This window comes from Flavobacterium sp. (assembly GCF_013822155.1).
GTDB lineage: Bacteria > Bacteroidota > Bacteroidia > Flavobacteriales > Flavobacteriaceae > Flavobacterium.
The window spans coordinates 36,310-49,006 of the sequence record NZ_PNJW01000007.1 but is presented as its reverse complement, the minus strand read 5'-3'; the positions used below and the strand labels follow the sequence as shown (position 1 = coordinate 49,006).

Sequence of the window (12,697 nt, the reverse complement as noted above, 5' to 3'; positions counted from 1 at the left end):
AATTAAAAAAGTTCTAATTCCCCAATACTAAAATCAACTTTATTGAAAAGCAGCATAGCATCCTCCTCTTTGATTTTTCTATACGTTATCATTGGGGCTTTGTTGTTAAGTTTTATAGTAAACCAAAATGTTTTTTTATTGATAAAAGAGAGCACTCCAAAACCAAAGGAGAAAAACAATTTAAACAAAATAATAGTTGAGATTTCAGTACAAATTGTATTGTTTTTTAGCACATCACATATTCTGAATTCATTCAAAAATTTAATCTTTTTCTGTCTGTAAATGATCGTATATTGTGTATTATTTACGTCCATTATTTTCATTCCATACTGTTGCAAGCTTATTTTTTGATAACGCCAAGCTAAATATTCCGCATCCTTATATACTGCTAAATGATTGGATTCAGGTTTGGATATTGTCGAAAAATCATAATTTAATAATCGCTCTTGGTCTTTTTTAAAACTATTCCCTAAAATAGAGAAGGTAGGCATCAGTTGAAGAAAAGGTTTGCCCCATTCTATCCAACCCATTTTCAAATAGCCCGGTTTTGACTTAGAATTTGGCGTGTTGAAGACAAAAGCATTTTCTTCTTTCTTCTTTAACTCTTCCAGTAAAGTCAACGTCAAATTTTTAAATATTCCTTTTCCTTGATAATCCGGGTGGGTTGCTGTGTCTACAGGTCTATATCCAACATACGATTCATTATTTTTTATAAACTTAAAACACATAAACGCTCTAATACCGATAAGTTTATCTTGATCCCAAGCCAAAATAACAGGCGATACCCCTGCAGGATTTTCATTATGTTTCCAATTCCAAAAAGCCAAGGTAGGTGCACCACCTTCTATACCTAAACAAAGTTTAAATAGTGTTACAATTTGCTCAACATCTGTTGGCTTTGCGAATTGATATATAAAACTAGTTGATTTCATCATTCAGCACTTCTGCATATATAGTTTCTAATTGAATCACCATCCTTTGTATACTGTACTCAGCAAGTATCGTAGCTCTTGCTTGGTTTTTCATTGATATAAAATTTTCCTTTTCCTTTACAATTTTATTTTCTAATTGATCCAGTATTTCTGCCGGATCCTGACTTTTTAATAAAACACCATTTTGATTGTCTTTTATAATCGTAGGAATTCCACCAACGGGTGTACAAAAAGGAACAATTTGCATGCTCATGGCTTCTAATAAAGCTACAGGCAACCCTTCAAAATCACTCGTAATAAGAAAAACATCCATGTATTGCATGTAGTTTGCCGGTTGATCCTGAAGCCCGGCTAAGTAAACATTCGTAAGTTTATATTGGTCAATCAAATTTTTGATAGACTCCATTTCAGGGCCATCTCCTACCATCAAAAATTTGAAGGGTAAATTTTTCTGTTGAGCCAAAAGAGCCACTTCTATAAAAATAGCTAATCGTTTTTGTTTTCTAAAGACCGCAACAGTTCCAATAATACTATTATTTTCTTTGAAGTTGTCCACTTCTTCTATCGCTTTAAACTTGTTCTCTCTAAAAAAAAAGGAAGTATTAACGCCATTAGGAACATACACTATATCATGAAACAAATTTCTTTTTTCTAAGGCTGTTTTGGCATCCTCTGAAACGGCTAATACTTTTGTCTGGTATTTATAAGTTATTGTACTTACCGCTTTAGTTAAAAAATGATACCGATCAAAATTATTATGTTCGGTATAAAGAACCGGTAGTTTAGTGAGTCTGCCAACAATTCTGGCCACCACTCCAGCCCAAGGCAGATGTGCATGAATAAGTTGAATTTTATTCTCTTTACAATAAGTACTGATTTTAGGATATTGTAATACTAGTGAAAGATTATTTTTAGCCGGAAAACAAGTAACCTTTCCGCCGGCTTCCAAAATGGCTTTTTCCATCTGATTTTTCTGCGGAAGAAAATAAATATAATGAAACTCAAAAGCCGTTTTATCATGCATTTTGAGTGTTTCCGGCAGCAACATTTCTGCTCCCCCTCGTCCCAATGATTTGATAATATGTAAAACTTTAATTTTTGTCATTGGTTAACATTAAATAGGTTTTTTCAAACTGCTTGGCAAGGTAGGTATTATTAAATTTTTGTACAACGAGTTGGTGTCCCTTTTTAACCATTTCAACCGAGTCAACAGGATCGATGGCCTTCCGTATAGCCGAAACAAAAGATTCTTCATCCCCTTTTTCAATCAAATAGCCCGTTTCGTTATTTTGCAACACTTCCGAAACGCCTCCCACATTATAGGCAACCACAGGTGTTTGAGCATAAAAAGCTTCTAAAATCACGCCGGGCAATCCTTCAATAACACTCGGCAAAACCAAAACATCGGCATGGTGAATATAATCAATTACATTTGGCACAAACCCGTAAAAAGTAACAAAATCAATTAGGTTATTTTGTTGTACCAGTGCTTCAACAGAACCTCTCAACGGACCATCACCCAATAAATGCAAATGAGCCTCCGGATTTGCCGCTAAGAATTTTTGAAAAATAGACAGTAAACCCGTATGGTTTTTCTCAAACGTAAAACCGCCAACGTGAATGAGGTTTATACTCGCTTTACCTTCATTTTTCCACTGAACGGGTTTACTATCCTGAAATTGAACCCCGATAGGAATAACGGTTGTTTTGCTTTTTGTTTCCGGAAATAATTCATTGATATCAATAGCCGAAAGTTGAGAAACCGAGATAATAGCCTGCGTATTTTTATAAAAAAAACCGTTAATCCATTTGGTAACCGGATGGTGAATATAAGAACTGACCATACTGGCATTTCGAGCAACCAAAGGGGTTTTCCAACGGTGCAAAAGCTTAGACAAAACCGCAAATTTCAACGTATCACCGGCATTGCATTGAATCACATCCGGTTGATGTTGCTCAATTAAAATAGCGAACTGCTTCCAACCTTCAAAATCTGTCCATCGTTTAGCTATAGGGCGATTCAATGGAAGTAAAGTCCCCGAAAAAGGCAAAACCGATTCACCGGGAAAAAGAGCAATCAAAAAAACGGTGTGTCCGCTTTTTTCCAACTCTTGCGAAAGTTGAGCCGCAAACATCTCGGCCCCGCGAAGTTGTGGTTTTTGAATAAGTTGAAAAATTATCATGATTTGTTAAAACGAATTAAACTTTCATAAGTTTGATTATACTGCTTAACAATACTTTCAATACTGAATTTGTCATAGGCCACTTGTTGAGCATGTTGAGCTAAGTCAATATAAAGGGCTTGATTAGATAAAACCTGTTCCAACTTATTTTCTAAATCAGATACATCTCCTTTTTTAAAAAAAACGGCTTCTTTTGAAGTAACACATTCTTTATTTTCTGAAATATCCGAACAAACAATAATTTTTTTGGCCATCATAGCTTCAATTAAAGCTCCGGGTAATCCTTCATAATGGGTAGGAAAAACAAAAACAGTAGCCAAACGAAGTAAATCGGGAATATCATTTCGATTCCCTAAAAGTTGAACGTTGTCCTGTAATTGATAAGCCGCTATCTTAGCTTCCAAATTTTTTCGATAACCTCCTTCTCCGGCTATCAGCAATTTTAATTGGGGTTGCTTTTGTAAAAGGTTCTTAAAAGCGTCCAATAAATCGAGTTGCCCTTTTCGTTCTAATAAACGACTGACGTTTACTAAAACTTGGTCATTATCACGAATGCCCAACTCTTTTTTAAGTTGATGAATCCGTTCTTCGTTACTATGTTGAAACTTATCAAAATCTCTTCCTCTGAAAATAACCTTAATTTTTTCCGGATTAAGATGTAAATGCTTGGCATTAGACGTTTTGATTGTTTCTGAATTAGAGATAAATAAATCAACATGCTTCGCCGTAAAAGCATCCAGCTGTTGAATACCATAAAGTTTTAATTTGCCTAAAGTAGTTAGTTTGGAATAACGCTCTTCAATATAGGAATTGTTGACCAAGCTGGAAATTAATGGAATAGTAAAGTGCTTCTTTAGCTTTCTGGCGATGATATCGGCCCGAAATAAAGTAGAATGGATGATATCAGGCTGAATTTCTTTGATGATTGGAATAAGTTGTTGTACCGCTTTTGAAAAACCATACTTTTCATCGTTATTAAGTTGAAAAACAGTAATACCATTTTTAGCTGCTAATTCAGCCAATTGATTACCCCGATAAATCGTTATAAAATAAGACGTTGCCGCTTTGTTTTGAATGGCAATGTCCAATAAACTTTTTTCGGCTCCACCGGTTTCAAAAGTATCTAATATGTAAACTATTTTTTTCAATTTATATTTATCGCATTTAATAAATGAGTTCTGAATTGACTTTTAAAATTTACAATAACGGAATCAAAATCATCTTTTTTATAAGATTCAATCAAATTCGCTATAAGTTCCTTAAAATCAGTAGAGTCATTATAAAATCGATGATAGTGTAACTTATCCATTTTTGATAATAAATCTACAATTTTTCCCTTATGTTCGGTTGGATACTTTTTTTCTGATTCAATTACTAAAAAAGGAACTTTATTTTTAATACTGAAAATAGTAGAATGGAAACGGTCGGTTACACAAAAATCAAAATATTGATAACAAGTCGCCCATTCTAAGGAATTTAATATATCAGAAAAGTTAATTTCACAGAATTTGTTATACTGACCAATTCCAACTAGTTGAATATTATTTTGTTTGGCATAATGGGAAATTTGTTCAGAAGCTTTTGCAAATTCAACATTGTTTGAACTCAAATTTAAAGCAAACCGTTTCCGATTAAAATCAACACCAACTTTTTCTAACTTTTCTTTCACTCCATTGGCTTGCCAATCCACTCCAAAAGTTGGGTCTGGCACTTGATAAAGTGGTGCGTCAACATCTAGACTTTTAATCAAATTAAAAGTATACTGATCTCTAACAGCTATGGCATGAAAATTATTGACAATTTTTTTTGCTTGATTTTTAAATTTGTCGTTTAGAAGTAATTTTGGATTTGAACCATTAGCTGAAGCAGCAGATGCTATTCTTTTGGCTTTAATACCTTCTGGTAACCAATAGATATTTGGAAATTGTCTGGCATATTTTCTGTTTAATATCTTCCAAACTTCATCACTCCCAACAATTACATAATCGTAATTTTGTTTGTTTATAAACTCCGTAGCTTCTTCTAAGTTGTCTGAAATCAATTTTTCTTTAGTTAAAGGCAAAAGTTCAGTAACAAATTTTTTAAAGTTGTAGTATCTTTTTATTTTTGAAAATGCATTTCTTTTTAATTTTATCAATTCTTTAAAAACTTCTCTTTTTTCAATATTCTCAATGGTTTTGTGTCGATAATCAATAACTTCAATGGTTGCGTCAGGAAATAACTCTTTTAAAGTATACACATGACCAAGTGTTTGTAAAACCGCCCCGTCATTGATAACATGATGATAGGTTAATATGCCAATTTTCATACTGATTATTTTTTAAATTTATAAAAGTCTCCTGCCCATGTCGCAGAGTAAAGAAAACCATTTGAATCAATCACAGGCACTGATAATGCTTTGGCATACTCAATTTCCCAAACCGGTTCAGCTTTTTCAGAAAGACAAATAAGTGATCCTTTCTTAACTGTTTTTTTAGTATTAATTAAAACATGGTCATTAGCCATCAACGACGGCGAAGTCCATAATCCCCTGTCTTTTGAGGCAATGGCTAAAGAATATAATTCCTTTCCGGTAGCTTTATCTAAAAGATAAACCGTGCCGTTTAAGCCTAAAAACACAATGAAATTTTTTCTGCTTATGGCTACCGAAGCCCGGCAACCAAACGGAAATTCTCTTTTCCAAAGAGTTGTTCCGTTTAAATCCGTTTTATATAAAATTGCTTTTTTATTAAAAAAACTTTCCGTGTGATAAATGCATTTTTCTTGAGGATCTATCGACGGATTTGCCCAGGCATTAGACCTGAAAAAAGGTTTTTTCTTCCAACGTAAATTTCCATCCTCCTGAAACAAATGTAAACCGCTATTTTGTCCAATAACGGCAATTAAATCTTTTCCTTCATCTGCAACAACAGCAACTCCCGCTAAATGATATCCGGGATTCCCTAATGATTTTTGCCAAACAACTTGCCCAGAATCTTTATCAAGTAAAACCAACCCTAATCCGTAAAAAACAAAAGCTATTTTTTTGTCGTTTACTAAATTAGGCGAAACCCAAGTATTTATTTTCATGAATTTTTTAAATTCATAATCATAAAATAAATGATTAAAAGTGTTTATTACTAACCTTTTTAATTTAGACTGTTTAGCAAATGCCAAATAACCGTCATACCGCCAAACTAATTCGCCTTCTAAATTTAAACACAACAAAGTGGAGGCATTACAACCAATGTATAATTTATCTTCAACTAATAACGGGCTGGAATACACTTTATATTCAGTAACAAACTGCCATTTGACTGAACCATTTGAATCTAAACAATAAATACATCCGTTATGTGAACCAAAATACATGTTTCCATTACCATCAATAACCGGTGTCGATTCTGCACAACGAATGGGGTCTTGCTTAAATGAAATTTTCCAAATCTCTTGAGGTAAATTATCATAAACATGAGAAGATTGAATTCTGCCGGTTCGTTCTTTATCAAATAAAAACATATTATTTTTTAAGTTTTAAGGATACTTTATGCCAAACCTGCCACAAAGGTTCAAAATCAGATTTTTTATAATGCAAAATTGTTTTAATAGGAATACCGGTTTCTTTACTGTAAAAATGTAAAAAGAAAAAAGAAGCTAATGAATAGGTAATTAAGGAAGACAAAGCGGCACCATCTGAACCATATAAAGGAATGAAATAAAAATTTATACCTATGTTAAGAAACAACGGTAAAATCATTGACTTCATGGCTATCCAAGGTTTGCCTTTTCCGGCCAAGTCCATATTCATTACCTTAAAAATGGTTAATAATACCACTCCCGGTAATAAAACCTGCATAACTGAAACACTGTCTAAAAATTGTTTTCCATAGAGCAATAATATAATTGGTTTGGAAAATAATATTAAAAAAATTGCAATCAAACTTACTGCAATTAATGAAAGTCTTAACAAATGAGCCACTTTAACTGAAAAAGCATTTCCATCCTTTGATACGGCACTACGGGCAAAAACAATGGAACTAAACAACATGGGAATCTGCCATAAATATTCGACAATACTCACACCTTTGGAGTAAATTCCCAACTCATAAGAGGTACTTAAGTTTTCTAATAAAACAACGTCAATTTTATAATTTAAACTAATAATCAGTAACGCTGAAGCATAAACCATCCCTAAAGACAACATTTTTTTTATTACTTCTGATTCAAAATGAAAACTGTTGATTTTTAAATTTTCTCCTTTAATTGTTAAAGCAATGAAAATAGCTAAATGCCCACATAGAAAAGCTAACATCGCTCCAAGAATTTCAAGATTGAACAGATAGATAAGCAATATTGTTCCAATAAATGTAACAAAGTTTGGTATCCAATTAATTTTATTAAATTCTTTAATCTCATTTTTTCCCAGAAAAATTCCGGAACAATACGTATTATGCAAACTAAAAGGAATACAACTGATGGAAACAAAAACTAAAGTATAATCAGGAATGTTCTTAGAAAGAAAGTAGAACAAGAAAAAACAGATAATCATACTTATAAAAGAAGTTATCAGCCATATTTGAGTAACCGCTTGTCTAATCCGATCAATATTGAAAATTTCTTTTCCAACAAAATAAGTGGTAGATTGCCTGATACCCATAGAACCCAGTACCATAAATAAAGAAGGATAAACTAATAGCGTTGCAATAACTCCGTTTTGTTCAGGAGTAAGTAGCCGAGCAGTAGCAACAGAAGTTCCCACTCCAAAAATGATTATAGCCACTTTGGAAAAACCTACTCTAACTAAATCATTTAAAAAAGAAGCCATTAATTAATTTTGATAATAATTTTTATACCAAGCCACAAACTCCTCAACCCCCTTTTCAACTGAGGTAGAAGGCGTGTAATCAAAATCGTTTATTAACCCATCCACATCAGCCCAAGTGCGTTCCACATCACCCGGTTGCATAGGAAGCATTTCTTTAATCGCTTGCTTTCCGGTCGCTTTTTCAATAGCTTCAATAAAATCAAGTAATTTCACCGGTTTGCTGTTACCTATGTTATACAAAGAATAGGGTTTTTGCACCGCATCTTTTTGAAAGGTGTTGACAATAGTAAGCATACCGCCTACGATGTCATCGATATAGGTAAAATCACGGGAAAGATTTCCTTCGTTAAACACTTGAATCGGACGGTCATTTAAAATAGCATCGGTAAACAAAAACATCGCCATATCCGGCCTGCCCCAAGGACCATAAACCGTAAAAAAGCGTAATCCCACCGTTTGAATACCAAACAAGTGGCTATACGTATGAGCCATCAATTCGTTGGCTTTTTTAGTAGCAGCATACAAACTGATAGGGTTGTCAACCGCGTCCGTAACCGAAAAGGGTATTTTTTCATTCAAGCCATACACACTGGAACTGCTGGCATAAAGTAATTTTTTTACTCCATGATTTCGACAACCTTCTAAAATAGATAAAAATCCGGTGACATTGCTGTCAACATATTGAAAAGGTTTTTCCAAACTATAGCGAACGCCGGCTTGAGCAGCTAAGTTACAAACTAAATCAAACTTTTCGGCGGCAAATAAATGATCAATAGCCCGATTATCCTCTAAATTTAATTGGATAAAGCTAAATTGTTCTCCGTGTTTAGAACTGCTTATTTTTACATTATAATCAATTTGATGTTCCGCAATACCCAATTGGGCTAAACGACCAAATTTTAAATTCACATCATAATAGTCATTGAGGTTATCCAACCCAACTACCTGATAGCCCTGAGCAATCAATTGTTCGCTTAAGTGGTATCCAATAAAACCGGCTGCTCCTGTGACTAATACTTTCATCTAAAAATAATTTTATGAATATTGTTTTTCGTAATATTTTTGATAATCTCCGGAAGTGACATGTTGAAGCCATTCTTCATTGCTCAAATACCAGTCAATGGTTTGCTCTAATCCTTCTTCAAAGGTAACGGAAGGTTTCCAACCTAATTCGCGATTTATTTTAGAGGCATCAATGGCGTAACGTAAATCATGTCCGGGACGGTCTTTCACATAAGTAATCAATTGTGCAGAGGTCCCTGGCGTTCTTCCTAATTTGTTGTCCATTTTTTCACACAACAATTTCACTAAGTCAATATTTTGCCATTCATTAAATCCGCCAATATTATAGGTTTCATGGTTTCCTCCTTGATGAAAAACCAAATCAATCGCAATGGCATGGTCTAAAACAAATAACCAATCACGGGTATATTTTCCATCACCATAAACCGGCAAAGGCTTATTAGTAATTATATTGTGAATAAAAAGTGGAATCAGTTTTTCAGGAAAATGATTAGGCCCGTAATTATTGGAACAATTGGTAATCACATATGGCAGACCATAGGTTTCTCCATAAGCACGAACAAAATGGTCCGAACTGGCTTTGGAAGCAGAATAAGGAGAATTAGGGTCATAAGGTGTTGTTTCAGTAAACAAACCGGTGGAACCTAAAGAACCATACACCTCATCGGTAGAAATATGATAAAAACGTTTACCGACAAAGTCATTTTTCCAAATTTCCCGGGCAGCATTCAATAAATTCATAGTGCCAATCACATTCGTTTTCACGAAAGCCAACGGATCCGTTATTGAACGATCTACATGAGATTCCGCCGCCAAATGGATCACACCGTCAAATTCTTCCTTTTGAAAAAAGGCGGTAATAAAATCAGCATCCGTGATATCACCTTTTACAAAGGTATAATTGGGTAAATGCTCAATATCAGCAATATTTTCTAAATTTCCGGCATAAGTCAAGGCATCCAAATTAAAAATTTGATACGTTGGATAATTAGTCACAAAACGTCTCACAACATGTGAACCAATAAAACCTGCTCCTCCGGTAATTAGAATTTTTTTCATGCCTTATAATTTTCCGTCTGCTTGATTTTTTAAAATACCCTTAACATCATAAACAATGGCATTAGCCGCTTTTAAATTTTGGAAATTTAAATTTAAAAACTCGTTGTGTGCCACACCTAAAACAATGGCATCAAAGGTTTCCTCCGGTAATTGAGTAGAGGTAACAAGATTATATTCATGTTTCACTTCAGCAGGGTTGGCCCAAGGGTCAAAAATTGAAACTTCAATGCCATAATCCGCTAAAGCAGCAATGACATCAACAATTTTAGTATTTCGAACATCCGGACAATTCTCTTTAAAAGTGATTCCCAGCATAAGCAATTTGGCTTTATTCACCGTAATCCCTCTCTTAATCATCAATTTCACTACTTGCGAAGCAACATATTCACCCATGCTGTCATTTAACCGTCGTCCGGCTAAAATAATTTCAGGATGATAACCCGCTTCTTGTGCTTTTTGAGCTAAATAATACGGGTCAACACCAATACAATGTCCGCCCACTAAACCCGGTTTAAAAGGTAGAAAATTCCATTTAGTACCGGCTGCTTCCAACACAGCATGGGTATCAATCCCTAACATATTGAATATTTTGGCCAATTCATTCACAAAAGCAATATTGATGTCACGTTGTGAATTTTCAATTACTTTGGCCGCTTCTGCCACTTTGATAGTTGGAGCTAAATGGGTTCCGGCAGTAATAACAGATTTATATAAATCATTTACTTTAACGCCTATTTCAGGAGTAGAACCCGCCGTTACTTTCAGTATTTTTTCAACAGTATGTTCTTTATCACCCGGATTAATCCGTTCCGGAGAATAACCCGCAAAAAAATCTACGTTGAATTTCAGTCCGCTTATTTTTTCTAAAACAGGCACACATTCCTCTTCTGTTACACCGGGATATACGGTCGATTCATACACCACAATATCCCCTTTTTTTAACACCTTACCTACCGTTTCACTCGATTTATAGAGTGGCGTTAAGTCTGGTCGGTTGTTTTTATCAACCGGAGTTGGAACAGTAACAATATAATAAGTACAACCTTTAATATCCTCTAGATTAGTCGAACAAAAAAGTCCGTTGGCTTTTAATGGCTCCTTCACCAAAACGGATTTCAATAACGCCTCTTCCACTTCCAGCGTATTATCTACCCCCGAATTGAGTTCCGCCACTCTTTTTTGGTTAATATCAAATCCGACCACTGGATATTTTGTAGCAAAAAGTCTTGCCAAAGGCAATCCAACATATCCCAACCCGATTACTCCAATTTTTATACTCATTTCAATTTTTTATTATGACCCGATAGCCTGGTATTTAAAACCAATTTTTGTTAATTTTTCTTTGTCTAACAAATTTCTGCCGTCAAAAATAAAGGCAGGTTTGTTCATATCGTGATATATCTTTTCCCAATCATAGTGTTTAAATTCATCCCATTCTGTCAATACTGCAATGGCATGAGCTCCTTTACACGCTTCATAAGGATCAGGAATAGCTTTCACATACTTACTGTTTTCAGCTTCCGATCTTGATTGCAAATAATTCAAATCAAAAAGCATTTGTTCTTCCGATACTTTAGGATCATAAACCGCTAATTTGGCTTGTTCAAATAATAAATCATTGGCCACATAAATGGCTGCTGATTCGCGGGTATCATTAGTATCTTTCTTAAAAGCCCAACCTAAAAAAGTAATTTTTTTATCGGCAACTGTATTGTATAAAGTAGTCACAATATTTTTGGCAAAGCGGCTTTTTTGATGGTCATTCATAATAATTACCTGTTCCCAATAATCAGCCACTTGATTTAACCCATACGATTTAGCAATGTAAACCAAATTTAAAATATCCTTTTGAAAACAAGAACCCCCAAATCCAACGGATGATTTTAAAAATTTAGAACCGATACGGCTATCCATACCAATAGCTCTGGAAACTTCGTTAACATCTGCTCCGGTTTTTTCACACAATTCAGAAATAGCATTGATAGAAGAAACACGTTGAGCTAAAAAGGCATTGGCCACTAATTTTGACAATTCAGAAGACCAAACATTAGTGGTTAAAATACGCTCTTTAGGAACCCAATTAGCATAAATTGAAACCAGCGATTGAATGGCTTTGTCTCCTTCCGGAGTAGCATCACCACCAATTAAAACCCTGTCAGGACTAAATAAATCTTCCACAGCAGTTCCTTCAGCTAAAAATTCCGGATTGGATAAAATTTGATATTTCACCCCGTTTCCGGTATTGTGCAATATACTTTTAATGGCCTCTGCCGTTCGAACAGGAAGCGTAGATTTCTCCACTACAATTTTATCCGTTTTAGAAACACGGGCAATTTGACGGGCACATAATTCAATATATTTTAAATCGGCCGCTAATCCTTTTCCGGAACCGTAAGTTTTGGTCGGGGTGTTCACAGAAATGAAAATCATTTCCGCTTCGTCGATGGCTTTGTCAACTTCAGTTGAAAAAAACAAATTTCGACCACGGGCATCTTTCACCACATCACTCAAACCGGGTTCATAAATAGGAATATTTTCTACATTAGGGTCGTTCCATTTCGCTATGCGTTCTTCATTCAAATCAACAACCGTAACTTGAATATGTGGACATTTTTGGGCTATTACAGCCATCGTAGGACCACCTACATAACCGGCACCAATACAACAAATCTTTGTAATACTCATTTTATTATTCT

The 12,697-nt window shown here is 34.6% G+C and carries 11 protein-coding genes; all 11 read right to left on the bottom strand.

What is annotated here, in order from left to right; all coding sequences use genetic code 11:
* Positions 1-2 precede the first annotated feature (2 nt).
* From C0512_RS03335 to C0512_RS03285, 11 genes are read right to left on the bottom strand one after another with little or no spacing between them, the layout of a single operon-like run.
* Complete coding sequence (locus C0512_RS03335) at positions 3-932, bottom strand: GNAT family N-acetyltransferase (RefSeq protein ID WP_290858863.1); 930 nt, start codon at positions 930-932, stop codon at positions 3-5.
* The gene (locus tag C0512_RS03330) at positions 919-2,037 is read right to left on the bottom strand and encodes a glycosyltransferase (protein ID WP_290858862.1); all 1,119 of its coding nucleotides are present in this window, start codon (positions 2,035-2,037) and stop codon (positions 919-921) included. Before C0512_RS03330 ends, C0512_RS03335 begins: the two co-directional genes overlap by 14 nt.
* On the bottom strand, positions 2,024-3,115 hold the full coding sequence (locus C0512_RS03325) for a glycosyltransferase (protein WP_290858860.1): 1,092 nt from the start codon (positions 3,113-3,115) through the stop codon (positions 2,024-2,026). The genes C0512_RS03330 and C0512_RS03325 overlap by 14 nt, the downstream gene beginning before the upstream one ends.
* Positions 3,112-4,263 carry a glycosyltransferase gene (locus C0512_RS03320; protein ID WP_290858859.1) on the bottom strand — a complete coding sequence of 384 codons (1,152 nt, stop codon included), beginning with the start codon at positions 4,261-4,263 and terminating at the stop codon, positions 3,112-3,114. Before C0512_RS03320 ends, C0512_RS03325 begins: the two co-directional genes overlap by 4 nt.
* On the bottom strand, positions 4,260-5,423 hold the full coding sequence (locus tag C0512_RS03315; protein WP_290858858.1) for a polysaccharide pyruvyl transferase family protein: 1,164 nt from the start codon (positions 5,421-5,423) through the stop codon (positions 4,260-4,262). Before C0512_RS03315 ends, C0512_RS03320 begins: the two co-directional genes overlap by 4 nt.
* Positions 5,424-5,428: 5 nt before the next feature.
* Positions 5,429-6,613 (bottom strand): PQQ-binding-like beta-propeller repeat protein, encoded by a 1,185-nt coding sequence (locus C0512_RS03310; RefSeq protein WP_290858857.1) that lies wholly within the window; start codon positions 6,611-6,613, stop codon positions 5,429-5,431.
* 1 nt (position 6,614) lies between these two features.
* Positions 6,615-7,919, bottom strand: coding sequence for a flippase (locus C0512_RS03305; RefSeq protein ID WP_290858855.1), 1,305 nt, complete (start codon positions 7,917-7,919; stop codon positions 6,615-6,617).
* 3 nt (positions 7,920-7,922) lie between these two features.
* The gene (locus tag C0512_RS03300; RefSeq protein WP_290858854.1) at positions 7,923-8,942 is read right to left on the bottom strand and encodes an NAD-dependent epimerase; all 1,020 of its coding nucleotides are present in this window, start codon (positions 8,940-8,942) and stop codon (positions 7,923-7,925) included.
* 12 nt (positions 8,943-8,954) lie between these two features.
* The gene (gene rfbB / locus C0512_RS03295; protein WP_290858852.1) at positions 8,955-10,001 is read right to left on the bottom strand and encodes a dTDP-glucose 4,6-dehydratase; all 1,047 of its coding nucleotides are present in this window, start codon (positions 9,999-10,001) and stop codon (positions 8,955-8,957) included.
* 3 nt (positions 10,002-10,004) lie between these two features.
* Positions 10,005-11,282 carry a nucleotide sugar dehydrogenase gene (locus tag C0512_RS03290; RefSeq protein WP_290858850.1) on the bottom strand — a complete coding sequence of 426 codons (1,278 nt, stop codon included), beginning with the start codon at positions 11,280-11,282 and terminating at the stop codon, positions 10,005-10,007.
* 12 nt (positions 11,283-11,294) lie between these two features.
* A complete protein-coding gene (locus tag C0512_RS03285) occupies positions 11,295-12,686 on the bottom strand; it encodes a UDP-glucose 6-dehydrogenase (RefSeq protein WP_290858848.1) in 1,392 nt (463 codons plus the stop codon).
* Positions 12,687-12,697 lie beyond the last annotated feature (11 nt).

What these genes read in the sequence shown, in the direction of transcription:
- C0512_RS03300 (WP_290858854.1), bottom strand. Translation starts at nt 8,942, where the DNA reads ATGAAAGTATTAGTCACAGGAGCAGCCGGTTTTATTGGATACCACTTA.
- C0512_RS03335 (WP_290858863.1), bottom strand. Translation starts at nt 932, where the DNA reads ATGAAATCAACTAGTTTTATATATCAATTCGCAAAGCCAACAGATGTT.
- C0512_RS03330 (WP_290858862.1), bottom strand. Translation starts at nt 2,037, where the DNA reads ATGACAAAAATTAAAGTTTTACATATTATCAAATCATTGGGACGAGGG.
- C0512_RS03325 (WP_290858860.1), bottom strand. Translation starts at nt 3,115, where the DNA reads ATGATAATTTTTCAACTTATTCAAAAACCACAACTTCGCGGGGCCGAG.
- rfbB (WP_290858852.1), bottom strand. Translation starts at nt 10,001, where the DNA reads ATGAAAAAAATTCTAATTACCGGAGGAGCAGGTTTTATTGGTTCACAT.
- C0512_RS03315 (WP_290858858.1), bottom strand. Translation starts at nt 5,423, where the DNA reads ATGAAAATTGGCATATTAACCTATCATCATGTTATCAATGACGGGGCG.
- C0512_RS03285 (WP_290858848.1), bottom strand. Translation starts at nt 12,686, where the DNA reads ATGAGTATTACAAAGATTTGTTGTATTGGTGCCGGTTATGTAGGTGGT.
- C0512_RS03290 (WP_290858850.1), bottom strand. Translation starts at nt 11,282, where the DNA reads ATGAGTATAAAAATTGGAGTAATCGGGTTGGGATATGTTGGATTGCCT.
- C0512_RS03305 (WP_290858855.1), bottom strand. Translation starts at nt 7,919, where the DNA reads ATGGCTTCTTTTTTAAATGATTTAGTTAGAGTAGGTTTTTCCAAAGTG.
- C0512_RS03310 (WP_290858857.1), bottom strand. Translation starts at nt 6,613, where the DNA reads ATGTTTTTATTTGATAAAGAACGAACCGGCAGAATTCAATCTTCTCAT.